The organism is uncultured Roseibium sp. (assembly GCF_947496995.1).
Classification (GTDB): Bacteria; Pseudomonadota; Alphaproteobacteria; order Rhizobiales; family Stappiaceae; genus Roseibium.
Window position 1 is genome coordinate 662,791 of the sequence record NZ_CANMFD010000002.1, and the last position, 23,614, is coordinate 686,404.

The following is a 23,614-nucleotide window of genomic DNA, read 5'->3' on the forward strand; positions in this document are numbered from 1 at the left end:
ATGTTTTACGACCCTCGAAGCGAGGAGCACGGGCTGCCGCACAATCCGTGGATGGCCCTGATCGTGCCGCGACCGATCGCCTGGATCTCCACCGTGGCGAAGGACGGCACGCCCAATCTCGCACCTTACAGCGCCTTCAACACCGTCGCCTCCAATCCGCCCTTCGTGATGTTCTCCTCCGACGGCCAGAAGGACAGCATCGCCAATGCCGAGGCGACCGGCTGTTTCTGTGTCAACATCGTCAGTTACGCTTTGCGTGAGAAGATGAACCAGTCCTCTGCCCCCTTCCCGGCCGAAGTGGACGAGTTCGCGGCCGCCGACCTCGCATCGGAACCCTGCACCAACATTCCCTGTCTTCGGGTGGCCGCCGCACCTGTCTCGATAGAGTGCCGGCTGTCTCAGATCGTGGCGCTGTTACCGTCGACAGGCGCGCCCTGTACCAACCGGGTGGTTTTCGGCGAGGTGGTGGGAATTCATATTGACGAGAGCGTGCTGCGCGACGGCAAAGTGGACATAGAGCTCATGCAACCGCTCGCGCGGCTGGGGTATCGTGACTACAGCGTCACCAACCGTTCATTCGAGATGCCGCGCCCGGTGCCGTCCGAACACTGATCAACGCGCCCACTGGCAGGAGACACGCCCATGAGCAGCTACGAAACCCTTACGCTGGATGTAAGCGACTTCATTGCAACAATTACGATAAATCGCCCGCCGGTGAATGCGCAGAACAACCGTTTCCGCGAGGAACTGGTCGACGTGGTCGATGCGCTCGGCGACCGGAGTGACGTGCGCGCCATCGTGCTTACCGGCGAAGGAAAGGCTTTTTCGGCCGGGGCCGATCTTTCCGAACGTCCAACCCAGGAGCCGGGGCATTACACCGCGCACAATCGCCGGGTCAGAGCCAGCTTCGACTGCCTGCTGGAGTGTCCCAAGCCGATCATCGCGGCCGTCAACGGCGCTGCCATAGGCGCCGGCTGCGTGACCGCCCTCTGCTGCGACATCCTCGTGGTGTCGGAAAAGGGCTTTCTGCAGATGACCGAGGTGATGGTGGGTCTCGCCGGAGGTGTCGCCCATGTGCGCCGGCACCTCGGCGAAAGCGATGCCCGGATGATGATCTACACCGCCCGCCGGGTCTACGGCAGCGAGCTTGTGCGCATGAACGCCGCCTCGGCCTGCGTCGCGCCGGAAGCGCTGATGGAGACTGCCCGGGGCATCGCCGCCGACATCGCCAAAGCCAGTCCGTCAGCCGTGCGGGCAGCGAAAAAATCGTTCCAGGTGACGGAAGGGATGTCGATCTACGACGGCTACCGGTTCGAACAGAGCCAGACCAAGGCGCTCTCCACCTCCGAAGATACAGCCGAGGCGATGGCAGCCTTCCGCGAAAAGCGGGCGCCCGTGTTCAAGACCTGAATTCGGCAAGGACAGAGCGGGGGCTCTAACGCAGCTTGACCTCGATCTTCATCATGTCGCCGCGATAGATGCCGTTGGCGAGAAGGATGATGTCGCCGTTCTGATTGACTGCAATGCGCTGAACGCGCGCTATCGGGTCGCCGATGGACATGTTGAGATGCGTTGCGGTTTCCAGGTCGGCGGAACCGATGGTCACGATCTGGTTGGCGTTCGTCACCGTCTGTCCGGGGATGTCCGCCACCAGCCGCATGGCAGTCACCTTGGTATAGTTTTCTTCCGGGATATGTTCACAGATCCGCTCGTCGATAAAGACATCGGCGAGCAGGAAAGCCTGGCCGTTTCGAGTATGCTTGCGCCGCAAGTGGCGGTAGGACGGCGCAGCGTTGCCCATGTCGCCTTCATGACGCGGCAGATGTGCGCCGGGCTCCACGCCCAGGATCTCGATCGTCGCGTTGTCGCGCGCGATCAGCATGCCGGTCCAGTCGGTCTTGACCTCGCACCACAGGTCACGCTTGGGCCGCTCCACGACAAAGGTGCCCTTGGCGCGGTAGCGTTCGATCAGGCCTTCCTTTTCAAGGATATCCAGCGACTGGCGGATCGTCATTGTCGCGACGCCGCACTGATCGGCGAGTTCCTTCACCGTCGGGATCTGGCTGCCGACATCCCACTCGCCGCTCTCGATCCGCTGGCGGAACAGGCTTGCGAGCTGGATGTAGCGCGAGACATTGCTCTTCTGCAACGCCTGGACGGTCGCGTTGTCTGACTTCACGTCTGCCATGAGGCTCCCTCAATTTGTTCCAACATAGACTAAGGGGACTGGCAGGCGCTATCAATCATAAAATCTAGTTTTAATGCTTTTTACTGGTGTCGGCAGCCGTTCAGAAGGTCAGATGCCCCTTGGTCAGGTCACCGGCGCCGCTGTCCTGATCGTCCACGACCGCCGTGGCAACAACCGAAGGGCGCTTCACCATGCGGGCTTCCAGCACCTCCAGGGCCGAAAAATGATCGCGCCAGCGGCAATCGGGCCAACGGAAATCAAGTTGCCCGAGGGCGCAGATCAGCGCGACATGGCCGATGCCGAAGGGGGCGGCGTCCAGCAGGGGCGCTTCCTTTTCAAGCCGGGCCATCACGGCGCGGGCCTTGGTCAGCCAACCTTCGGTGACCGCCTGCCACGGACCGCTCTCGCGCGACAGTTCCGTGCGCCAGATCAGCAGAATGTCGGTCAGCCCGTCGGCCAGCGCCTGCCAGCGGAGCTGGTCGAGCCGTGTGGCCGGATCGGCGGGAAAAAGGCCGGTTCCCGATTTCATGTCGAGATATTCGCAGATCACCCGGCTGTCGAAGATGCTCTTGCCGTCTTCCGTCACCAGCACCGGGATCTTGCCGAGCGGATTGTCGGGCATCACCTGCTCGTTGGGCGGCAGATGAACCGCCACCACGGACCGCGTGCATTCCACTTCGTCGAGCAGCCCGGTTTCATGCAGGGCAATCATCACCTTACGGACGAAAGGCGAGCGGGGGGACCAATGCAGTTTCATCATTTCACACCGCCTCCAGCGATATTGCTATGCCCTGCCCCACGCCGATACACATGGTGGCGAGCGCTGTTTTACCTTCACCGCGTGCGAGCGCACGTGCCGCCGTTCCGGTGATCCGGGCACCGGACATGCCAAGCGGATGACCAAGCGCGATGGCCCCGCCTCGCGGGTTCACATGATCGGCATCGTCCGGCACCCCGAGACGGCGCAGGACCGCCAGCGCCTGGCTGGCGAAGGCTTCGTTCAGTTCGATTACGTCGAAATCTGCGGGCGACAGGCCGAGCCGGCCGCAGAGCTTCTCCGTCGCAGGCGCCGGGCCGATCCCCATGATCCTCGGCGCCACACCGGCTGTCGCTCCGCCGGTGATGCGGGCAAGTGGTGTCAATCCGTGGCGTTTCGCCCCTTCGGCGGTCGCCAGGATCAGCGCCGCCGCGCCGTCATTGACGCCGGACGCATTGCCCGCCGTCACCGAGCCCCCCTTGCGGAAGGGCGCGGGCAGCGCGGCCAGCTTCTCAGCAGTGGTCGCGCGCGGGTGCTCATCCGTGTCGAAGACGACAGGGTCGCCCCTGCGCTGGGAAACGGCAACGGGGACGATCTCTTCGCTCAGCACGCCGGAGGCTATCGCCGCAGCGGCCCGGTTCTGCGATCTGAGCGCAAAGGCATCCTGATCCTGGCGCGAGACGTTGAAGGCCTCCGCCACGTTCTCCGCCGTTTCGGGCATTGAATCCGTGCCGTAGACCCGGTCCATCTCCGGATTGATGAAACGCCAGCCGATGGTCGTGTCTTCCATGGCGCTCTGGCGGGAAAAAGCGCTGGTGGCCTTGGGCACGACGAAGGGCGCGCGGCTCATGCTTTCAACACCGCCGGCGATGGCAAGGTCGCCCTCGCCGACCGCCAACCGCCGCCATGCGGACAGAACGGCGTCCATGCCCGAGCCGCAGAGGCGGTTGATCGTGGTGCCGGACACTGTCTCCGGCAGACCTGCCAGCAGCAGCGCCATGCGCGCGACGCTGCGGTTGTCTTCGCCGGCCTGGTTCGCACAGCCATAGATGACATCCACGACGGCATCCCAATCGAGATCCGCGTGGCGATCGCGAAGGGCCTTCAGCGGCAGTGCGGCCAGATCGTCGGTGCGGATGGACGACAGGCTGCCGCCGTAGCGGCCGATCGGGGTGCGGATATAGTCGCAGATATAGACGGTCTGCATCGCTCAGCCCTCCTGTGGGATTTCAATCTGGTCGAGAATTCCGTCCACCGGCCCGGCGCGATGTCCTGGCCCGACAGCCTCGGCAAGGGCGCCGAGATCGGCACGCAGCGCCGCGCGGTTTTGCTGGTATGCCCAGTAAAGCGGGCCACCCCGCCAGCGCGGAAAGCCATAGCCGTTTGTCAGCGCCACATCGACATCGGAGGCCCGCTGCGCGATACCCTCGTCCAGAAGACAGGCCGCCTCGTTCACGATGGCAGCCAGCAGCTGGCGCTGGATGGTCTGCGTATCGAAACCGCGCGCCGTCACACCGGCCTCAGCTCTCGCGACCTCGATCAGGTCCGCGACGTCCGGATCGGGCTGCGCCTTGCCCGAAGCATAGTCGTACCAACCCTTGCCGGTCTTGCGTCCCAGCCGGCCGGCTTCGCAAAGCTTGTCGGGAATGGTGACATAGCGCGCCTTCGGGTCCCGTGTCGCCGCCTGCCGCTTGCGCATGGCCCAGGCGATGTCGAGGCCCGACATGTCGGAGACCGCGAACGGCCCCATGGCGAAGCCGAAAGATGCCGCGGCCGCGTCAACCGCTTGCGGGGAAGCCCCATCCAGCACCAGAAGCTCGGCCCGGCGGCGATAGGCGGCGTAGATGCGGTTGCCGATGAAACCTTCTCCAACGCGGGCAACAACGGGTTGCTTGCCCAGCTTGCGCGCCAGTTTAAGCCCGGTTGCCAGTACGGCATCGGAAGTCGCCTCAGCCCGCACGACCTCCAGCAGCTTCATGATATCGGCGGGGCTGAAGAAATGCAGGCCAAGCACCCGTTCGGGGTGCGCCAGATCCGCCGCCATTTCGTCGATATCGAGATAGGAGGTATTCGTGGCGATGATCGCCTCGGGAGAAAGAACCGCCTCAAGCCGGTTCAGAACATCCTTCTTGACCGACATTTCCTCAAACACCGCCTCTATGACAAGGTCGCAGCCGCTCAAGGCGGAATAGTCCACCGCGCCACTGAGCGCCGCCTTGCGGGCGTCTGCGGTCTCTGTATCCAGCCGCCCCTTGAGGACTTGATCCTCAAGGTTCTCGGCGATCTTTGCCATCGACGCCGCCAGCGCAGTCTCGTCGCGTTCGATCAGCACAACGGGAAGTCCGGCAGTGAGAAACGACCGGACGATGCCCTGCCCCATCGTGCCGCCGCCGATCACGGCAACGCTTGTCACCGCGCGGGCAGCCGACATGTCGAGCCCGTCGACGGAAGCGGCCTTGCGTTCGGCGAAAAACAGGTAACGCAGAGCGACGGCATCCGCGCTCAATCGCAGTTCCTGGAAGACCGCACGTTCATCGGCCAGAGCTGCCTGCGCGTCTCCGGCGGAAGCTTTTACCAGCCGGATCGCTTCGGCGACGTTGGGGCGTCCCTTGCCGCGCCTGAGCGCGGCAGCAGCGGCGGCCTCGATGACCTCGTCCGGCTCATTCGGCGGGGTCAGGTTCCTGGCGATCCGCTTGGGAGGCCGTTCCTTGAGGAACGCAATTGCTGCCTCCTGCAGATCGCCTTCAGCAAGGGCATCGACCAGCCCGATGTCATGCGCCCTGGTTGCCGGAATACGCGCGGCGCGGCAAATAAGGTCGATTGCCAGGGAACGGCCCACAAGACGCGGCAGGCGCTGGGTGCCTCCCGCACCGGGAACGAACCCCAGGCTCACCTCCGGCAGGCCCACTTCGGTGGCCGGTGCGGCGATGCGATAGTCACAGCCCAGCGAGAGCTCCAGCCCGCCGCCAAGAGCCACACCGTGCAGCGCCGCCACCACCGGGAAAGGCGCCTGCTCGAGCGCGGCGATCACATCGGGAAGTTCAGGCCAGACCAGCGGCTTGCCGAATTCGCGCAGATCCGATCCTGCGACGAAGCAACGGCCTGCTCCGATGAGCACCGCCCCGCTCGCTCCGGCAGCTTGAGCGGCCTGAATGCCTTCGACAATGCCCTTGCGCACTGCATGAGATCCGGCATTCACCGGCGGATTGTCGATGGTCAGCACAGCGATTTCACCCTGCATGGCGAAATCCACACGCCCCGGGGACTGGTGAGGCGCTTTTTCCGTAACGATCTTGTTCACGTCTCTTGCACTTTCGTTTCTTGATTTGCGTGCCTGATCAGCCCGCGACGCCCGGCAGCGCCCGGATCCACGGGACCATGATCGCGGCGACCTCGTCCGGCCTTTCGTCGGGCAAGGCATGGCTGGCACCGTCGACGGTCACGAGGTCGACGCGCGGAGCGAATTCCCTGAGGTAGAAGTCGCGCGCATCCGCCGGACGGAACGGGTCCTGCAGGCCGACGATATCGAGGATGGGAGCCGTTCCGGAGGACCACCAGCTGTCCCGCTCGGTGTTGGCGCGCGCGGTACGCTGCTCCTTGACCAGTTCCCCCGACCACCCCTTGAGCCAGGGGCGCGGGTCATGGCCTTCGGCAAAGAAACACAACCGCAGCGCGGCCAGTCTTTCCGCTTCCGGGGCATCCGGGTCCATCGCGACATCGATCCCGCGCGACAATTCCGGTGCCCATTTTCCACCGCCCGCCGCCAGAAGAACAATGCCCTTCACGAGGTCGGGCCGGTCCTCAGCCACGGTTCGCGCGATCCAGCAGCCATAAGCATGGCCGACGATCACCGCGCCGCCCCGCCCGGCTTCAGCCTCCAGCGCGGCAGCGGCATCAGCTGCAAGGTCGTGAAAGTCGATCCCGTGCAACAGACCCTCGCTCTGGCCCGTGCCGCGCGGCCATGGCAGGACCACGCGCAGTCCGGCTTCGGTCAGTTTTTCGGCCAGATGGACGAAGTCCTCCGGCCCGCGTCCGGTGGAGGCGACAAGGCAGAGTGTCGGCGCATCATCGCCGCCGGGACCACTCACCGTATAGGCGATGCTGGCGGCTCCGTTTTTTACAAACCTGATTTCGCTGGAAAAAGCGGTGCTCAACGGTTCCTCCTTCATGTTTCAAGCGCACTGGCGACAGCGCCGGAGGGCGCTGTTGCATGCTGTGTGTCAGCGGGCGTGGCGGCTTCATTCACGTGAGCTCGCGCAGCGACGTGCCGTCGAGCCAGGCCTGAATGTTTTCGACCGCACCGGAGTAATAGGCGCGGTAATTCTCCTCCGTGACGTAGCCGATATGCGGCGTCGCCAGCACATTGGACAGACGGCGGTAGGGATGATCGTTCGGCAGCGGCTCCTGCCCGAACACGTCGAGCACGGCGCCGCCAATGCGCTTGTCCTGAAGCGCGGCGATCAGAGCTTCCTCATCCGCGATCGGCCCGCGCGAGGTGTTGACGAAGACAGCGTCGCTTTTCATCGCCCCCAGCAGGTCCGCGGAAATCAGCCCCTCGGTCTCCGGGACAAGCGAGAGCTGAATGGTGATCACATCGCTGGTGCGGAAAAGTTCGGGCAAGGTCACCGGTTCGATGTCCAGCGCCTCGGCGCGGGAGGCCAGATCCGTTCGTGTCCAGGCGCAGACATCCATGCCGAAGGCCTGGCCGAAGCCCACCATCCGGCGACCGAGTTTCCCCAGCCCGACGACGCCCAGCTTCCGCCCTTGCAACGAACGGCCGAGACCGGTCTGCCAGGGACCGCCGGCACGAAAGTTGGCGACCTCTTCCGGAAGTTTGCGTATGTAGGCGAGAAGCCCGGCCCAGGCCAGTTCCGCGGCCGGATTTCCGGCGGCGCCCGTTCCGCTGACGGTGATGTTCAAATTCTTTGCGGCAGCAAGGTCGATGCTGCGGTTTCTCATGCCTGTCGTGACCAGCAGCCGCAGCCTGGGCAGCCGTTTCAGCAGGCTTTCCGGAAACCCGGTGCGTTCGCGCATGGCAACGATAATGGTGCAGTCGGCAAGTTCGGCGGCGACACTGTTTTCGTCACCCAGGTGTTTGTCGAACCGGCGGATTTCAACCCTGTCCTTCAGGCTTGACCAATCCGCCGACGTCAGTGCGGCGTCCTGATAATCGTCGAGGACGGCGCAAATCGGTCTATCTGTCATCTGGCATGATCCGTAAATGGCCCGGCCGCAGTCGGCGGCCGGGCCGAGGTGATGTTACTTCTTGATACCGGCGGCATCGGCGAGAGCTTGCCACTTGGTCAGCTCCTCGTCGACCTGCGTCACGAAGGCCTCCGACGTGCCGCCGTTCAAGGTCCAGTCCAGCGGTGTGACCGTGTCGATGAAGGCCTGATTGGCGAGGGCCTCGTTGACGTCCGCGTTGATCTTCGCAAGGATTTCCGGATCCGTGCCTTTTGGCGCGAAAACGCCGAGCCATTGCTTGATCTCAAGATCCGGGTAGCCCAGTTCCGCAGCCGAAGGCACGTCGGGGATGACGTCAATGCGGTCATTGCCCAGCACCATCAGGGGGCGGACCTTGCCGGCTTCGATGTTCTTGCCGGCAGAGCTGATGCTCGACCCATAGATATCCGTCTCATTGCTCAGGATCGACACAACAGCCGGGCCGCCACCCTTGAAGTGCACGACTTCAATGTCTGCGCCACTGTCCAGGATGAATTTCTCCATCGCAAAATGGGTCGTGGTTCCCAGGCCTGCCGTTGCTGCGAACTTGGGGCTTTCCTTGCTGGCGGTCACGAATTCTTCCAGCGTCTGATAGGGAGACTCCCCGTTGACGATCAGCACGAAGGAGACATGTCCGACGTTTACAATCGGGACCAGGTCCGTCCGCGAGTCGAACGGCAGATCCTTCTGGATCGCGGGAGCGGTCACGAATGCCGATGACGTCATCAGCAGGGTCTGCCCGTCCGGCTCGGCCTGCGACACATAGGCGGTGCCGATCATCGATCCGCCGCCGGGCTTGTTGTCGACCACAACCGGCTGACCCCATTTTTCCTCGAGATAGGGCGCAAGATGGCGGGCGAAGACATCCGTATTGCCTGACGGGGAATAGGGAATGACGATGGTCACGGGCCCGGACGGGTAGTCGGCGGCCATTGCCGGCAGGGCGAACCCCAGTGCCGCCACTGCTGCGGTGATAAATTTCTTCATAGTTTTCCTCCTCACGTTTCAGATGCTTTTTCGGTTGGATCGTGGTCGGTTCCTGCCGATGGCGCGCGGTCCGTCCGGCGCTTTCGCACGCCCTCCGACCCCCAGATGCTCCACAGCAGGATCAAGCCGGTCAGCGCCATGATCACGGCACTGATTGGGCGATCGAAAAACGTCATGAAATCGCCGCGGCCCAGCAGCATGGCGCGGCGGAAATGCTCTTCCATCAACGGGCCCAGCACAAAGCCCAGCAGGAGCGGCGCGCCGGGAAAGCGGAAGATCCGCATGGCATAGCCCAGAGCCCCGAACGCAAAGACCATCCAGACATTCAGCGGAGAAAAGCTGGCGGTATAGGCACCGATGCAGATGAACATCAGAACCGACGGATAAAGCAGATTGTAAGGGATGGTCAGCATCCGCACCCAGACGCCGATCAGCGGGATGTTCAAGATCAGCAGGATGATGTTTCCGACCCAGAAACTCATGATGAGCCCCCAGAACAGCTCCGGCTCGTCGGAAATGAGCGTCGGCCCCGGCGCGATGCCGTGGATCATCAGTGCGCCCAGCATCAGGGCCATGGTGGCGCTGCCCGGAACGCCCAGGGACAAGGTCGGAATAAAGGCGGTCTGATCGGCAGAATTATTGGCGGCTTCGGGAGCCATGATGCCCTCGATCGCGCCTTTTCCGAACCGCTCCGGCGTTTTGGACAGGCGCTTTTCGACGGCATAGGACAGGAAGGCTGCGATGGACGGCCCGGTGCCGGGCAACGTGCCGAAGAACGACCCCATGGTCGAGCCGCGCAGCATCGGCATCCAGGACCGCCGCACATCGTCCCGCGTCGGTTTGATCGCCTTCAGCCTGACGCTGTCCGGATCGATGTCGGTCGCTTTCACGCGCCGGACGGACATGATGATCTCGGCCACGCCGAAGACCCCCATTGCCAGCGCGATCAGACTGACGCCTTCAAGCAAACCAAGCGATCCGAACGTGAAACGGGCCGTTGCGGTCTGTGAATCCATCCCGATGAGCCCGATGATGATCCCCAGCACCATCATTGACAGCCCCTTGATCGCCGAGCCTTCCGAGATCGTCGACGCCGCGACCAGCCCCATCAGCATCAGCGCGAAATATTCGGCCGAGCCGAAGCGCAGCGCGTATTCGGCGATGACCGGTGTGAATAGGGTCAGGAGAATGATCCCGAAGGACGCGCCGAAGAACGAGGCCACCGTCGTCATGAACAGCGCCACGCCGCCACGGCCCTGCCTGGCCATCGGAAAGCCGTCGAGACAGGTCACGGCGTTGGCCGGCGTGCCCGGCAGATTGAGCAGGATCGAGGCGGTGGAGCCGCCATAGGTGGTGCCGTACCAGATGCCGGCGAGCATGATCAGCGCGGTCGTCGGCTCAAGGTGGAAGGTCAGCGGAAACAGCATGGAGATCGCGGCCAGAACGCCCAGCCCCGGTATCACGCCGACAAATGTCCCCAGCAACGCACCCAGGAAGCAGTAGAAGATATTGGTGAAGCTCAGCGCAACGCTGAAACCAAGCCCGATATTGCCCAGAAATTCCATCAGAAAGGCCACCGGATCAGCGGAATGGGAAGTCCGAGACCGACGACAAACACCAGCGGCGCCATAAGACTGAGAGCAATGCAGAGCAGAACAAGGCTGACGGGACGGATGCGCAGTTCGGCGAGCGACGAGATCACCACGATGGAGACGATTGCCGGGATCAGCCCGAAGGGAACAATCGTCAGCGCAAACGCCATGACGCCGCCGAGCACGAACAGCGGCGAGAAGAAGCGGACATCCGGCCGGCTGCCCGTGCGGCGCAGCGCCTGGATCGCCAGCGACACACCCAGTGCGGCAAGCACCACACCCAGGATTGCCGGAAACATTCCCGGCCCCATCCTCGGCAAGGTTCCGAGCGGATAATTGCCCACCGAGACGAGGCTGACACCGGCGCCGATCAGAAAGAGCAGCATACCCCCGGCCAGGTCGGTATAGTCGAATCTGTACATCTGTCCTCCCATCCCGGTACGGCTTCTCTCAGCCTATCGGTCTGTGCAACGCCGGGAACAAGAGCTCCTCCCCCGTTTCCGGACGCCGTTCTTTCCTTAAAAGAATACAAATATAGCTTATTGTCAAATACGCATTCAAACCGCGCTCGATGGATGCGCCTATGACTGGCTTTTCAGCGCCTTTTCGACTGCTCAAGGAGGGGTTTCATTGATTGAATTCGGATGCACCGACCAAAGATCTTGCGGGAGAACATCGCCCCTACTTCACTAGGAAACCTGAGGATACAAATTCTCGCGCAACCCATTGAATCATTCTTATAGCATATTATACTGACTGCAAAATTCAGGTATCAGTGAAATGCTTTCGCAGCCCGAGTGCCGCGCAACAAGGACCTATCGACATGGGCTCGAAACTGGCGCTACCGGCGCTCTACCTCGTCGCCACCTGCGCCGGCTTCCTGTTTTCCCAGATCAACGCACCTCTGCCCTGGATGATCGGCCCCCTGTTCGCGACGGCAATCCTGACGGCGACGGGCCTCACCAAGGTCAAGGTCTCGACACGCACCCGCCCTTTCGGACAGATCGTTGTCGCCACCTTCGTGGGATCACATTTCACGCCCGAGGCGCTGCATTCGCTGCTTCGCACCGCTCCCCTGCTGATATCCGTCGGTCTTTTCGTGCTGTTTGCAGCGATGCTCGTGGCGCAGATCCAGAGACGGATCTACGGCACCGATCCGGTCTCGGCGCTCCTTGCGGTCGTCCCCACGTCCCCGGTGGAGGCCAGCGTTCTGGCCGAACGCTTCGGCGTCCCTCACGGTCCGATCGTTCTGGCGCAGACCGCCCGTATCGCACTGGTGGTCGCGGTTATTCCGTTCCTGCTGCACCTTGGCAGCACCGAACAGGGCGTGCTTGCGGAAGTTCTCCCACGACAGGACGGCCTGGCCGGGATCGCCGTCACCCTCGCGGGGGCGCTTCTCGGACCGGTGATCTTCCGTGTCCTGAAGTTCGCCAATCCGTTTTTTCTCGGTCCGCTTTTCGTGATCGCCGCGCTTTCGGCACTGGATTTTCCGGCCTACGATATCCCCGCACCTCTGCTTGCCGCCGCGCAGATCGTTCTGGGCACCTGGCTCGGGTCGAGTTTTCGCCCAGAACTGCTGGAGCAGCGCAACCGGCTTATCGGCCAGATCCTGCTGTCATCAACGCTGCTTCTGGTCGCCTGTATCCTCGGCGCGAAGGCCCTGTCGTGGCTTTTCGGGGCGCCTTTCGCCACAGTGCTGATGGGGATCGCTCCCGGCGGCGTGACCGAGATGGCACTGACGGCCGGGGTCCTCGGACAGGACGTGGCGATGGTCACCGCCATGCAGTTGACCCGCATCTTTCTGATCATGCCCAATCTCGGCTGGATCGCCCGTCTGACCCATCGCCGGAAGCCCCCCGCAAAGCAACCGGAGGCCGGCGAATGAGCGCGGCATGGGGCTCAGGCCAACGAAGGCCTGAGCCGGTGAGCTTCTCCCGCTCCGCTAAACCCGCTGGGTGTAGGTTGCCGCTTTCATGAGGACCGCATAGTCCCTGGAAAGATCGAGAAACGCGTCGTAGCTTTTCTGAACTTCAGCGAAAGACGGATTGGCGGCGGCATTTTCCGCCATGACCTCGGCAACGGCTGTCTTGAGCGCTGCCGTCACGTCTTCCGGGAAGGCGGCAAAGGTGGTGCCTTCCGACTTCAGCTTCCGCATGGCGACCGCGTTGTAATAATCGAACTGGGCGGTCGTCTCCACCGACGCTGCCTCGGCGGCGTTGGCGATAATCGCCTGCAGGTGCGGTGCCAGGCTGTCATAGGCTTCCTTGTTGACGACGATCTCAAGACCTGCGGAAGGCTCGTGGAAGGCCGGGACGTAGCAGTAGTCGGCAACCTTCTGCAGGCCGAACGCCTGATCCAGCATCGGTCCGACCCATTCGGCCGCATCGATCGCGCCGGACTGGAACGCCGGGAAGATTTCCGGAGGCGGCAACAACACGGCGTTGACGCCCAGCTTGCGCATCGCCTCCCCGCCAAGACCCGCGATGCGCATGTTCAGCCCGGCCAGATCGTTCAGGCTTTCAATCGGCTTCTTGAACCAGCCGGCCGCCTGGACGCCGGAGTTGCCGGAGTAGAACGGCACCAGGCCGCGCTCTGCATAGATGCTGTTCCAGAGATCCTGGCCGCCGCCATAGCGCAGCCAGGCGGTGGTTTCTTCTGCGGTCATGCCGAAGGGAACGGCGGAGAAGAAATGCAGGGCCGAGTTTTTCGAGGCGGCGTAATAGGGGGTGGAGTGGCCGATTTCAGCCGTCCCCTGCTCTACCGCGTCCTCCACGCCGAATGGCGGCACGAGTTCGCCGCCTGAATAGACCTTGAAGGTCAGCTGGCCGTCGGACATGGCAGCGACGCGGTCGGCGAAGGCGGTAACATTGGTGCCGACACCCGGCGCCTTGGCCGGAAAGGACGTTGGCAGTTTCCACTCGACCTTGCCCTGGGCAATCGCCGGCGCCGCCAGCATGGTTGCGGGAGCTGCAACGGCGCCCGCCTTCAGGAAATCACGTCTTTTCATGGATTATCTCCCCCACTGATCAGAACAGAGTTGCGGGCAACCAGGTTGAAAGCGCCGGAAATACGGCGACAAGTGCCAGTGCCAGCAGTTGAATTGCGACAAACGGAATGACCGCGACATAGATGTCCGACGTCCTGATTTCCGCAGGCGCTACAGACCTGTAATAGAAGAGCGCGAAACCGAACGGCGGTGTCAAGAACGATGTTTGCAGATTGAGCGCGATCAGCACCGCGAACCAGACCGGACTGATGTCCGATTGCAGGATGATCGGACCGACGATGGGAACGACAATGAAAATGATCTCCACGAACTCCAGGATGAACCCGAGCAGGAAGATCACCAGCATCGTCAGCAACAGCATGCCGTAAGCCCCGCCGGGCAGCGACTGCAGCAGCTCGGCGACGTGCTCGTCGCCGTCGAAACCGCGGAAGACCAGCGACAGGATACCGGCGGCAATCACGATGCCGAAGATCATGCCGGTGATTGTGACGGTTTCACGCAGAGCCGGCAGAAGCACTCCGCCGCGCAGAAGCGACCCTATGGCCCCGAGCAACAACGCGAAGGCGCACGCCGTCAGCGAAACCGAAAAGACAGTCATGAGCGACCAGTTGATGCGCCCGCCTGAAAACTCCAGCCCGAACACTTCGGCCTGGCGCAGACCCAAAAGCACAACGGCGAGTGCTGCACAGGCCGCGGCGATGCGTAGGCCGGAGCGGCCCCGGACCGCGGCCGCGATCAGGATGGCTCCGGCGACACCGACGCTGGCGGCTTCCGTGGGAGTTGCGATGCCGAGCAGGATACTGCCGAGCACGGCGACGATAAGCCCCAGCGTCGGGGCGATGTTCATGGCCAGTCGAGCGGCGGAAATTTCGCTCCGGACAGCGGCCGGCCGGCCGCGCGAGGGCGAGGTTCGCAGTTTCAGGACCACATAGGCCGCATAGAAGACCACCAGCAGCATTCCGGGAATAAGCGCTCCTGCGAACAGGTCGCCGACGGTCACCGGATCCGGCGCGAAGTTCCCGGCTTCCTGCTGCGCTTCAAAATAGGCGTTGGAGACCTGATCGCCTAGCAGGATCAGCACGATCGAAGGCGGGATGATCTGCCCGAGCGTGCCGCTGGCGCAGATCAGGCCGCTGCTCATGTGCTTGTCCACGCCGGCAGACAAAAGCGCCGGCAGCATGATGGTTCCCAGCATGACGATGGTTGCGCCGATGATGCCGGTCGAAGCGGCAATCAGTGCGCTGACGAGCACCACGGACAGCGCCAGCGCCGACTGGTTGCCGCCGAGCGCGGCCGACAGGCTCTTCAGCATGCGCTCGGCCTGGCCGGATTTCTCCAGCAGCAGGCCCATGAGCACGAAAAGCGGCACGGCAAGAAGCAGCGGATTGGTCATCACGCCATAGACGCGCTGAGGCACCGCCTGAAAGAACACCAGGTCGAAATGTCCCGTGGAGGCCGCAAGCAGCGCAACCAGCGTCGGTGCCCCGGCAATCGCCAGAAGGACCGGAACGCCGGAGAGAATCGCGCCGAAGACGGCAAAAGCCAGGATGGCGAGCCAGAGAAGATCCGGGTTCATCTTGCTGCAGTCCGCCGCACAAGACAGGCAAAACGGAGAAGAACGAGCAGCACAATCAGCAACGGCAGGATCAGAAGACAGGTCTTGACGATGAACAGACCCGGCAGCCCCCCGGTTTCCGGCGAGCCTTCGAGAATGGCCCAGGAGCTCCGCACCAGCGGGAAAGCAGACCACGCCATGAGAGCAAACACCGGAAGCGCAAGCAGGAGATCGCCAAGCCAGTCGACCCGCCGGTTGGTGAGCGCGCTCCATCTCTGGCGCAGGACATCCACACGCACATGCCTGTCCGCGTCGAAGGTCACGGCGACAGACAAGGCAACGAGCGCTGCGAACGCGTAGTTGACCGCGTCCTGGATTTCCAGAAAGCCGACGCCGAGCAGGTAGCGCATCAGCACCATGGCCAATTGCCCGAGGAAGACGACAGCGGCCAGCCCCATGCAAATCGCCCGCACGGTCACAATCACATTCCGCATAAAAAACCTGTTTCGCGTAAAATTTCGGTGCTTCGATACCGAGCCCAAATCACGTTACGCCGGCTCGGAAGCTGTCCAACTTAATCGCCGGAATCACGCGTGTATACAATGATTTGCCGGAATTCATTCAGGGATTTGCCTGAAATCCATGCGGGACAATCGAATTTGCGGTTGCTGCCGGGCGGGCGCACCAAAAGAGCGGAGGCGGCAGATCTCCGCCGTTGCGGACGGCCATGTCCGGAAAGGCGCAACCAATGCTTGTCGATCCTGTGAATTTGCATCGCAAAATGGATTGCGGCAGTGCAGCAAATGCGCTAGGCGAAAAACTGCTTTTCACCTTCAGGATGCCGTTTCCAGACCCGTCGTTCCTCCCTCGGCAAATGGTGCGTTTCAGCGTTCTGAATGTCCTATTCAACTTTGTATCTCCAAGGAGTTTTCGAATGCTTGGCAAAAAAGTTCCCTTCGTTACCTTCCGCACACGCGTTCGCGACGATGCCATTGAAGGTCCGAACCCGTTCCGCTGGGAAGACAAGACTTCGGACGACTATTTCAAGGGCAAGAAGGTCGTGCTCTTCTCGCTGCCCGGTGCCTTCACACCGACCTGCTCCAACTTTCAGCTGCCGGATTTCGAAAAGCTCCATGAGGAGTTCCGGTCGGAAGGCGTCGACGAGATCTATTGTATTTCGGTCAATGACGCCTTCGTCATGAACGCATGGGCCAAGGCCCAGGGCATCGAGAACGTCAAGGTGATCCCGGACGGTTCCGGCGAGTTCACCCGCAAGATGGGCATGCTGGTCGCGAAGGACAATCTCGGTTTCGGGATGCGTTCCTGGCGCTACGGAGCTGTCGTCAACGATGGCCTCGTCGAGCAGTGGTTCGAAGAAGAAGGCTTCTCCGACAATTGCGAAAGCGACCCCTATGGCGTTTCCTCGCCGCAGAACATCCTTGAAAAGCTGCGCGCTGCAAAGGTCGTGGCAGCCTGACGAGGCTATCCGCTGAACCGGCGGATGAGGAGCTTCCTCGCCGTCTCCTCGCATAGCGCCGAAAAAAGAAGCCCCGGACAATTTGTTCGGGGCTTCTTTTATGCACAACAGGACGTATCGTTGTTATCGGGTAATGCGTTCAGAGATCGCTCTCATTTCGTCTGCGGGCGTCGTCGGAACGCATTTCCAGCCACATGGCGTTCATGATCGCCATACAGCACGCAAGAGGCATGCCGAGCGCCCAGGCAAAATACCACATTCGTTCGTCTCCTCAGTAAGCCGTATGGTTGTCGCGTTCGATGGTTTCCTCATCGACCTTGCCCCAGAGCACCTTGTAGACCCAGGCCGTGTAGACAAGGATGATCGGCAGGAAGATTGCCGTCGCCACCAGCATGTTGAACAGGGTCCGATGGGTGGAAGCCGCGTCCCACACTGTCAGGCTGGCCTCCGGCTGGATCGAGGAAGGCAGGATGAAGGGGAACATGGACACGCCGACGGTGGCGATGATCCCGAAGACCGCCGATTTGGAAAATACGAAGACCAGCATTTCCAGGCGCGTCTGCAGCAGCAACAGCGTGCCGACAAGGCCGAGGAAGCCGATTCCGGGTGCCAGCCAGAGGATCGGATGTGCCGCGTAGTTGCGCATCCAGGCACCGCCTTCGGTCACCACCTGTTTGGCAAGCGGGTTGGCCGCCATGTTGGGGTCGACCTCGGATGTTATGCGGAAGCCTTCGACAAAACCGGTGGAGACCAGATATCCGCCAAGTGCGAAAAGCAGGATGCCAAGACCTGCGGCGACTGTGCCGGTGCGGCGCGCCCGGCGGGCGATATCGCCGCTCGCCCGCATGACCAGCCAGACCGAGCCGTGCATGACCAGCATCGACACGGACAGCAATCCGCACAGCAGGGAGAAGAGCGAAAACAGACCGAAGAACGAGCCGTCATAGGTCATGCGCAGGTCGGGATCGAGTTTGTAGGGCACACCCAGCAGGACATTGCCCACCGCGACGCCGAAGACCAGAGCCGGAACGAAGGACCCGGTGAAGAGGGCCCAGTCCCAGGCGCTGCGCCAGGCCGGGTCAGGCCGCTTGGATCTGTATTTGAACGCCACCGGGCGCAGGATCATGGCGGCCAGCACCACGAACATCGCGAGGTAAAAACCGGAAAAGCTGATTGCATAGAGCGGTGGCCAGGCGGCGAAGATGGCTCCGCCGGCGAGGATGAACCAGACCTGATTGCCTTCCCAGGTAGCACCGATGGTGTTGATGACCACACGCCGCTCTATATCGGTTCCGGCAATGAAGGGCAGCAGGGTTCCGACGCCCATGTCGAAACCGTCGGTGACCGCAAAACCGATCAGCAACACGCCCAGAAGCAGCCACCAGATCATCTTCAGCGTCGAGTAATCGATCAATTCATAAAGAACCATGTGTCTTACTCCGCAGGAACTGGGGCTGGGTCGGCGAGCGGACGCGCGGATGTTGCCCGCGTATCGCCCACCGTCTCGTCTTCATCCGGACCGATCCTGATGTATTTGATCATCAGGGTGACCTCGACCACCAGCAACGTGCTGTATAGTGCCACGAAGCCGGCCAGCGTCAGCAACACTTCCGTCACGCTGAGGCTGGAGACCCCGACGGCCGTCGGCAGCATGCTTTCGATGATCCACGGTTGACGGCCGTATTCGGCGACGAACCAGCCCATCTCGCAGGCAATCCAGGGAAGCGGGATCGACCAGACCGCAATGTGCAGCAGCCAGCGGCGCTTTTCCCGAAGCCTGTCGAGCTGCCCCGAGGAGGAATAATAGAAGAAGACCGCCGTCATCAGGATGAAGAAGAAGCCACAGGCGACCATGATGCGGAATGCGTAGAACATCGGCAGGACGTTCGGCACTGTCGACCAAGCCGCCGCGTCCACCTGTTCGTCCGTCGCTTCCATCGGATTGTCGGTGTAGGGCAACAGAAGATAAGCATAGCCGAGGGAATCCGCATTCCTGGCGAAGGTGTTGCGCACATCTTCTCCGACGCCGTCCGCGTCGTTGCGGATCTTCTGCAAGGCGTCCCAGGCGATGGCTCCCTGCCGGATGCGATCCTTGGAGCGCTCTACCAGGTCCTTGATGCCCGGGATCACCGTGTCCAAAGAGCGGGTGGCAATCAGGCCCATCACATAGGGCACCTCGATCGCGAAGAGGTTGTCACGCCCCTCCATGTCCGGCCAGGCAACGATGTTGAACGCTGCCGGAGCGGGTTCGGTCTCCCACATCGCTTCGATGGTGGCGAGTTTCATCTGCTGGTTCAGGTTGGCCTCATAACCGCTTTCATCGCCCAGGACGACGACGGACAAGGCCGATGCGAAACCGAAGGCCGAGGCAATCGCCATGGAGCGTTTGGCAATCCGCACGTGCCGGCCCTGCAGCATGTACCAGGCGGATATGCCCAGCATGAACATGGCTGCCGTGATGTAGCCCGCGGAGACCGTGTGGACGAACTTGGCCTGTGCGACAGGATTGAACAGGACGTCATAGAAGCTGGACACCTCCATGCGCATCGTGTCCGGATTGAAGACGGAGCCTACCGGATGCTGCATCCAGCCGTTGGCGATCAGTATCCACAGGGCGGAGAGGTTGGTTCCTATCGCCACCGCCCAGGTGGCGGCGAGGTGCTGGCGTCTGGAGAGCTTGTCCCAGCCGAAGAAGAACAGGCCGACGAAGGTCGCCTCGAGGAAAAACGCCATCAGGCCTTCGATCGCAAGGGGGGCGCCGAAAACGTCGCCGACATACTGGCTGAAATAGGCCCAGTTCATTCCGAACTGGAATTCCATGGTGAGGCCAGTCGCGACACCCAGGACGAAATTGATCCCGAAGAGCGTGCCCCAGAACTTGACCATGCGCTTCCAGATCTCGCGGCCGGTCATCACATAGACCGTTTCCATGGTCGCCAGCAGAATGGACAGCCCGATGGTCAGTGGCACGAACAGGAAATGGTAAAGCGCCGTCATGGCAAATTGCAGCCGGGACAGGTCGACAACGTCGAATTCCATCATTTTTCCCCTTTTCAAGTCACAACCGACCTGAGCGCGATGCATTTGCATCCAAGGTGTGAAGGCTCACATACGATGCAGGTTTGAAGCGTACGGGCGAACCTGTCTACAGACCAGGGTTTTCAGGCTCGCCAAACAAATAAACCGGCTAAAGTCAGGACCTTATCCTATTGCTCTCCACACCCGGGATCGTGACCCAGCGGCCAGGCAAGGTCAATGCGACAGATCGTGTCCGGCAGCCGGAAACCCGGACAAGCCGTCTTTACTCACCGGATTTCATGTCCCGGTTCGGGCAGACGCAGAATCCGGTCCGCCGCTTCGAGTTCAAGCCGCTTGTGGGCAATCATCAGAACGGATGCACTGCCCCTGAATTCCAGGAACCGGGACAGAACATCGCGGGACGTTTCCTTGTCGAGACCTTCGGTCATCTCATCGAGAATAAAAAGTTGCGGCCGGGTCAAAAAGGCCCGTGCGAGCGCCAGCCGCCGCTGTTCGCCGCCGGAAAGGCCGAGGCCGCCCTCGCCCAGAACCGTTCCAAAGCCGAGCGGGCTTTCCGCGATCCTGTCGGCCAGCGCGGCATGCTCCAGCGCGGCCCAAAGGTCTGCTTCGCTCGCATCCGCATTCGCGATACGCAGATTGGCGGCGACCGTGTCGTTGAACAGATACGCCCGCTGACCAAGCACGGTGATCGAGCGGCGAAGCGCCTGTTCGTCATAGGTGCGAAGGTCCTGCCCTTCCAGAAAGACGCGGCCGGTGCGCGGTTCCAGCATGCGCGCGGCAATGGCCGCGACAGTGCTTTTGCCGCAGCCGCTCCGTCCGGCAATCGCGACCACTTCTCCTTTGCGAATGTCAAAGGACAGTGTCTCGAGAACATTCCGCGCTGCTCCCGGATACCGGAAGGTCACGCCTTCGAAGCCAAGCAAAGCAGGATTGTCACCCGGTTGACGGATCACTGGCGTTTGTGCGCTGGTCGTTTGCGCAAGCGGGGTGGATTGAAGAGCCGAGACCCTTTTGGCCGCCAATGCTGTGCGCGGCAGTCTGGCCAGGCCCGGCAGGGCCATGGAGAACAGCTCCGGCAACGCCACGACAACCAGAACCAGTCCGACCGCGAGTGCCGGGGTGAACGCGGCTTGCGCTGTTCCCACGATAGCCACGGCAAGGGAGACGGCAAGAAAGGTCTGGCCGACAAGACTCGACAGGCAGATCAACCGGGTTGCCCGGCACTCCTCCACGTCCTCGGCCACCGTCAGCCGGTCGGCGGCGGACAGGATGGGTGCTGCTGCGGCGTCGAGACCGCCATAGATGGCAAGGTCGCGGCGGCCCGCGACCAGATCGGCGGCCCGAAGCCTGATGGCGTCGGAAGCGGCATCCGCCCGCCGCGCGGCCTTTGCGTCCGCCCGGGCAACCGACACCCACGCCAGCCCGGCCCAGGCACCCAGAAACACGGCCCCTGCCACGAACATCGGCAGGGATATCGCAAACCAGACACACAGGAGACCGGCCGCGATTACACCACACAAGAGGACAGGCACGACGATGCGAAGATAGACCGTATCCAGCGCGGTGATATCCAGGGTCAGGCGGTTGAGAAGAACCGCCGAACGGCGGTGGCGGTCCTTCGTTGCCACGAAGGCGGCAAAGAGCTGATTGCGCAACGCGGCCAGGAACCGGAACGTCGCGTCATGAGTAACCACCCGTTCGCCGTATCTTCCCCCGGTTCTGATAATGGCGAGTGCGCGGATGATCGCGCTGGGCGCGAATATGTTCAGGAACGCCCCGCTCAACCCCGCCAGCGCAGCGGCGGTGATGAACCATCCGGAAACTCCGAGCAGCAAGATACCGGCCACAGCGGGCAGGATGGCAGCGAGAATACCAAGCCAGAAGTGAAACCGGTCATGGCGATACTGTGAGGAAACGATCTGCCAGACGGCTTTCATGGCGCGGCCCCTTCCCTCACCCCGGCTGCCAGATCCACAAGATCGATGGTCCGGCCCGGCATTTCGAGGACAGCCGGATCATGGGAGGCGATCAGGGAGGTACGGCCGGCCGTCAGGGTTTTCAGGCCGCGGATCACGTCGGCCGCTGTATCTTCGTCGAGACCCGCGGTCGGTTCGTCGGCCAGGACCAGCGCTGCGTTCCGGCGCATTGCGGCGCGCGCCAGCGCCACGCGGCGGATTTCGCCGACCGACAGGCCGAACCCGTCCTCTCCCAACTGTGTGGCAAGCCCGTGCGGCAGACGCCTGACAAGCTCCTCAGCACCGGCAAGACGCAATGCCTGCCAGAGGTCGTCTTCGTTTACAGGCACGCCGTTCTCTACGCCCTTGAGCAGATTGGCCTTCAGGCTTCCATGGAAGAGACGCGGCGACTGACTGATCCAGATCACATTGCGGCGCAGAGGACCGGCAACCTGCCGTGCGCTCTTCCCATCGATCCGGATGTCTCCTTCAGCGAGGTTATGAAATCCGAGGAGACAATCCAGCAAAGTCGTCTTGCCGCTGCCGCTCGGCCCGGCGAGGAAGACCGTTTCTCCCGGCGCGACATCAAGATCCATATTCGCAAATATCCGCCGTCCCGCCAGAGTGAGCGTCACGTCCGAAAAGCGGATCGAGGGTGGCGAGGAGATGCCTTCCAGAGCGACCGCGGCCGAGTGTTCCATGGAAATGCATTCAGGCAGCTGCGGGCTGTCCGGTCCGATTTCCGCGATCAAGGCGGCCAGTTTTTCCAGCGCCGCAATACCGGCGGCTCGGTCGTGATAGGCCGCGGCATAGGCCCTGAGCGGCGCGAAAAAATCCGGCGCCAGCAGCAGGACGAACAGCCCGGCCGAATAGGTCAGCGGGGCGCCCCAGGTGCCGAATTGAATATCGCCCAGCAGCGAAAACCCGACATAGACGGCGCAAAAGGCGATGCCGAGCGCGGAGAACAGTTCCAGGACGGTGGAGGAGAGAAAGGCGATCTTGAGGACGCGCATGGTTCCCAGCCGGAAGCGCTCACCGGCGGAGCGGATATCGTCTTCGGTGCGCTCTGCCGCGCCGAACAGGATCAAGGTTTCCAGTCCGCGGATACGGTCCAGAAGCATGCCGCTCAATCGGGTCAGTTCTTCCTGCTGCGCCGCGCTCGCGGCCTTGGCCCGCATCCCGATGAGGGCCATGAAGACGGGGATCAACGGGCCGCAAATCAGGAGGATCAGCGCTGCCAGCCAGCTGAACCAGGCGGTGACGAGAACGATCGCCAGCGGCACGAGTTTCAGGCGCATGACCTGGGGGAGATAATTGCGGTAATAGGGTCCGAGAAGATCCACCTGTTCGGTGATCCGCGCCGCGAAGGCGCCCGACGCCGGGAAATCCGCGCTGGGTGAGCGTTTCACCGACACCTGCAGAATGTGCTCCCTCGCCCGGCTCTGGATCTTGTGCGCAACGCGGCGGGCGCCGTTCAATGCCTGGTTCTGCAGGAAGGTCCTGAGCAACGCGAGGCAGACCAGCGCTGCGACGATGAGGAAAAGCTGCCCCGACACCAATGCCGACTGAAGACCGGCTGCTCCGGCCCCGGAAAGATCCGCCAGCATTTTTCCCAGAGCAATGGAGATCAGTCCGGCTTGCGGGATCCACAACAGATCGGATACCCCGAGAAGATAGCCGGTCCGGCGCAATGCACGCCCCTCGCCTTCGAGCGGCTGACCGATAGCGGCATGTGCCTGCCGCTGCACCGGCTCTCCCGCTCCGGCTGTCTCTGAAGTCAATCTCTTTAACATCGGAAATGTGATGTCGCGCTCCCCCGGTGAATTCAAGTGGC

The 23,614-nt window shown here is 62.3% G+C and carries 21 protein-coding genes; 4 read left to right on the plus strand and 17 right to left on the minus strand.

Annotated elements, in window-relative coordinates; all coding sequences use genetic code 11:
- Together Q1B40_RS11595 and Q1B40_RS11600 are read left to right on the plus strand one after the other, a co-directional pair.
- A complete protein-coding gene (locus Q1B40_RS11595) occupies positions 1-612 on the plus strand; it encodes a flavin reductase family protein (RefSeq protein ID WP_299814165.1) in 612 nt (203 codons plus the stop codon).
- A 30-nt stretch (positions 613-642) separates the two neighbouring features.
- Positions 643-1,410, plus strand: coding sequence for an enoyl-CoA hydratase/isomerase family protein (locus Q1B40_RS11600; protein WP_299814168.1), 768 nt, complete (start codon positions 643-645; stop codon positions 1,408-1,410).
- A gap of 25 nt (positions 1,411-1,435) precedes the next feature.
- On the opposite strand, the gene Q1B40_RS11605 is transcribed toward Q1B40_RS11600, so the two are convergent.
- The 9 genes from Q1B40_RS11605 to Q1B40_RS11645 all read right to left on the minus strand — a co-directional run bounded on the left by Q1B40_RS11605 (position 1,436) and on the right by Q1B40_RS11645 (position 11,169).
- Positions 1,436-2,188, minus strand: coding sequence for a GntR family transcriptional regulator (locus Q1B40_RS11605; protein WP_299814171.1), 753 nt, complete (start codon positions 2,186-2,188; stop codon positions 1,436-1,438).
- 100 nt (positions 2,189-2,288) lie between these two features.
- Complete coding sequence (locus tag Q1B40_RS11610) at positions 2,289-2,948, minus strand: glutathione S-transferase N-terminal domain-containing protein (RefSeq protein ID WP_299814174.1); 660 nt, start codon at positions 2,946-2,948, stop codon at positions 2,289-2,291.
- A 1-nt stretch (position 2,949) separates the two neighbouring features.
- A complete protein-coding gene (gene pcaF, locus Q1B40_RS11615; protein WP_299814176.1) occupies positions 2,950-4,152 on the minus strand; it encodes a 3-oxoadipyl-CoA thiolase in 1,203 nt (400 codons plus the stop codon).
- Positions 4,153-4,155: 3 nt separating this feature from the next.
- Positions 4,156-6,246 (minus strand): 3-hydroxyacyl-CoA dehydrogenase NAD-binding domain-containing protein, encoded by a 2,091-nt coding sequence (locus Q1B40_RS11620; protein ID WP_299814178.1) that lies wholly within the window; start codon positions 6,244-6,246, stop codon positions 4,156-4,158.
- Between the two features lie 37 nt (positions 6,247-6,283).
- Positions 6,284-7,099 carry an alpha/beta hydrolase gene (locus tag Q1B40_RS11625; RefSeq protein ID WP_299814180.1) on the minus strand — a complete coding sequence of 272 codons (816 nt, stop codon included), beginning with the start codon at positions 7,097-7,099 and terminating at the stop codon, positions 6,284-6,286.
- A gap of 88 nt (positions 7,100-7,187) precedes the next feature.
- Positions 7,188-8,150, minus strand: coding sequence for a D-2-hydroxyacid dehydrogenase family protein (locus Q1B40_RS11630; protein ID WP_299814182.1), 963 nt, complete (start codon positions 8,148-8,150; stop codon positions 7,188-7,190).
- 54 nt (positions 8,151-8,204) lie between these two features.
- The gene (locus Q1B40_RS11635) at positions 8,205-9,155 is read right to left on the minus strand and encodes a tripartite tricarboxylate transporter substrate binding protein (RefSeq protein WP_299814184.1); all 951 of its coding nucleotides are present in this window, start codon (positions 9,153-9,155) and stop codon (positions 8,205-8,207) included.
- Positions 9,156-9,166: 11 nt separating this feature from the next.
- Complete coding sequence (locus tag Q1B40_RS11640) at positions 9,167-10,720, minus strand: tripartite tricarboxylate transporter permease (protein WP_299814186.1); 1,554 nt, start codon at positions 10,718-10,720, stop codon at positions 9,167-9,169.
- The gene (locus tag Q1B40_RS11645) at positions 10,720-11,169 is read right to left on the minus strand and encodes a tripartite tricarboxylate transporter TctB family protein (protein WP_299814188.1); all 450 of its coding nucleotides are present in this window, start codon (positions 11,167-11,169) and stop codon (positions 10,720-10,722) included. The genes Q1B40_RS11640 and Q1B40_RS11645 overlap by 1 nt, the downstream gene beginning before the upstream one ends.
- Before the next feature lie 401 nt (positions 11,170-11,570).
- Here Q1B40_RS11645 and Q1B40_RS11650 point away from each other — a divergent pair, with 401 nt between their 5' ends.
- Positions 11,571-12,632 (plus strand): AbrB family transcriptional regulator, encoded by a 1,062-nt coding sequence (locus Q1B40_RS11650; protein ID WP_299814190.1) that lies wholly within the window; start codon positions 11,571-11,573, stop codon positions 12,630-12,632.
- A gap of 57 nt (positions 12,633-12,689) precedes the next feature.
- Here the strand turns inward: Q1B40_RS11650 and Q1B40_RS11655 are convergent, their stop codons facing one another.
- Genes Q1B40_RS11655 through Q1B40_RS11665 form a run of 3 tightly spaced genes read right to left on the minus strand, consistent with a single transcriptional unit; the run spans position 12,690 to position 15,767 of the window.
- A complete protein-coding gene (locus tag Q1B40_RS11655) occupies positions 12,690-13,754 on the minus strand; it encodes a TRAP transporter substrate-binding protein (RefSeq protein ID WP_299814192.1) in 1,065 nt (354 codons plus the stop codon).
- 19 nt (positions 13,755-13,773) lie between these two features.
- A complete protein-coding gene (locus Q1B40_RS11660) occupies positions 13,774-15,330 on the minus strand; it encodes a TRAP transporter large permease subunit (RefSeq protein ID WP_299814194.1) in 1,557 nt (518 codons plus the stop codon).
- The gene (locus tag Q1B40_RS11665; protein ID WP_299814196.1) at positions 15,327-15,767 is read right to left on the minus strand and encodes a TRAP transporter small permease subunit; all 441 of its coding nucleotides are present in this window, start codon (positions 15,765-15,767) and stop codon (positions 15,327-15,329) included. The genes Q1B40_RS11660 and Q1B40_RS11665 overlap by 4 nt, the downstream gene beginning before the upstream one ends.
- Before the next feature lie 476 nt (positions 15,768-16,243).
- On the opposite strand from Q1B40_RS11665, the gene Q1B40_RS11670 reads away from it, so the two are divergent.
- Positions 16,244-16,786 (plus strand): peroxiredoxin, encoded by a 543-nt coding sequence (locus tag Q1B40_RS11670; RefSeq protein WP_299814198.1) that lies wholly within the window; start codon positions 16,244-16,246, stop codon positions 16,784-16,786.
- Positions 16,787-16,925: 139 nt separating this feature from the next.
- Here Q1B40_RS11670 and cydX read toward each other — a convergent pair whose 3' ends face one another.
- The 5 genes from cydX to cydD form a co-directional block, all read right to left on the minus strand.
- A complete protein-coding gene (gene cydX / locus Q1B40_RS11675) occupies positions 16,926-17,045 on the minus strand; it encodes a cytochrome bd-I oxidase subunit CydX (RefSeq protein WP_299814199.1) in 120 nt (39 codons plus the stop codon).
- A gap of 12 nt (positions 17,046-17,057) precedes the next feature.
- The gene (cydB, locus tag Q1B40_RS11680) at positions 17,058-18,215 is read right to left on the minus strand and encodes a cytochrome d ubiquinol oxidase subunit II (protein WP_299814201.1); all 1,158 of its coding nucleotides are present in this window, start codon (positions 18,213-18,215) and stop codon (positions 17,058-17,060) included.
- A gap of 5 nt (positions 18,216-18,220) precedes the next feature.
- Complete coding sequence (locus Q1B40_RS11685) at positions 18,221-19,825, minus strand: cytochrome ubiquinol oxidase subunit I (RefSeq protein ID WP_299814203.1); 1,605 nt, start codon at positions 19,823-19,825, stop codon at positions 18,221-18,223.
- Between the two features lie 266 nt (positions 19,826-20,091).
- Complete coding sequence (cydC, locus tag Q1B40_RS11690; RefSeq protein WP_299814205.1) at positions 20,092-21,762, minus strand: thiol reductant ABC exporter subunit CydC; 1,671 nt, start codon at positions 21,760-21,762, stop codon at positions 20,092-20,094.
- Positions 21,759-23,528, minus strand: a complete 1,770-nt coding sequence (gene cydD, locus Q1B40_RS11695; RefSeq protein ID WP_299814208.1) for a thiol reductant ABC exporter subunit CydD — start codon at positions 23,526-23,528, stop codon at positions 21,759-21,761. The genes cydC and cydD overlap by 4 nt, the downstream gene beginning before the upstream one ends.
- Between the last annotated feature and the right edge of the window lie 86 nt (positions 23,529-23,614).

What these genes read in the sequence shown, in the direction of transcription:
- Q1B40_RS11595 (WP_299814165.1), top strand. Translation starts at nt 1, where the DNA reads ATGTTTTACGACCCTCGAAGCGAGGAGCACGGGCTGCCGCACAATCCG.
- Q1B40_RS11600 (WP_299814168.1), top strand. Translation starts at nt 643, where the DNA reads ATGAGCAGCTACGAAACCCTTACGCTGGATGTAAGCGACTTCATTGCA.
- Q1B40_RS11605 (WP_299814171.1), bottom strand. Translation starts at nt 2,188, where the DNA reads ATGGCAGACGTGAAGTCAGACAACGCGACCGTCCAGGCGTTGCAGAAG.
- Q1B40_RS11610 (WP_299814174.1), bottom strand. Translation starts at nt 2,948, where the DNA reads ATGATGAAACTGCATTGGTCCCCCCGCTCGCCTTTCGTCCGTAAGGTG.
- pcaF (WP_299814176.1), bottom strand. Translation starts at nt 4,152, where the DNA reads ATGCAGACCGTCTATATCTGCGACTATATCCGCACCCCGATCGGCCGC.
- Q1B40_RS11630 (WP_299814182.1), bottom strand. Translation starts at nt 8,150, where the DNA reads ATGACAGATAGACCGATTTGCGCCGTCCTCGACGATTATCAGGACGCC.
- Q1B40_RS11635 (WP_299814184.1), bottom strand. Translation starts at nt 9,155, where the DNA reads ATGAAGAAATTTATCACCGCAGCAGTGGCGGCACTGGGGTTCGCCCTG.
- Q1B40_RS11640 (WP_299814186.1), bottom strand. Translation starts at nt 10,720, where the DNA reads ATGGAATTTCTGGGCAATATCGGGCTTGGTTTCAGCGTTGCGCTGAGC.
- Q1B40_RS11645 (WP_299814188.1), bottom strand. Translation starts at nt 11,169, where the DNA reads ATGTACAGATTCGACTATACCGACCTGGCCGGGGGTATGCTGCTCTTT.
- Q1B40_RS11650 (WP_299814190.1), top strand. Translation starts at nt 11,571, where the DNA reads ATGGGCTCGAAACTGGCGCTACCGGCGCTCTACCTCGTCGCCACCTGC.
- Q1B40_RS11655 (WP_299814192.1), bottom strand. Translation starts at nt 13,754, where the DNA reads ATGAAAAGACGTGATTTCCTGAAGGCGGGCGCCGTTGCAGCTCCCGCA.
- Q1B40_RS11660 (WP_299814194.1), bottom strand. Translation starts at nt 15,330, where the DNA reads ATGAACCCGGATCTTCTCTGGCTCGCCATCCTGGCTTTTGCCGTCTTC.
- Q1B40_RS11665 (WP_299814196.1), bottom strand. Translation starts at nt 15,767, where the DNA reads ATGGGGCTGGCCGCTGTCGTCTTCCTCGGGCAATTGGCCATGGTGCTG.
- Q1B40_RS11670 (WP_299814198.1), top strand. Translation starts at nt 16,244, where the DNA reads ATGCTTGGCAAAAAAGTTCCCTTCGTTACCTTCCGCACACGCGTTCGC.
- cydX (WP_299814199.1), bottom strand. Translation starts at nt 17,045, where the DNA reads ATGTGGTATTTTGCCTGGGCGCTCGGCATGCCTCTTGCGTGCTGTATG.
- cydB (WP_299814201.1), bottom strand. Translation starts at nt 18,215, where the DNA reads ATGGTTCTTTATGAATTGATCGATTACTCGACGCTGAAGATGATCTGG.
- Q1B40_RS11685 (WP_299814203.1), bottom strand. Translation starts at nt 19,825, where the DNA reads ATGGAATTCGACGTTGTCGACCTGTCCCGGCTGCAATTTGCCATGACG.
- cydC (WP_299814205.1), bottom strand. Translation starts at nt 21,762, where the DNA reads ATGAAAGCCGTCTGGCAGATCGTTTCCTCACAGTATCGCCATGACCGG.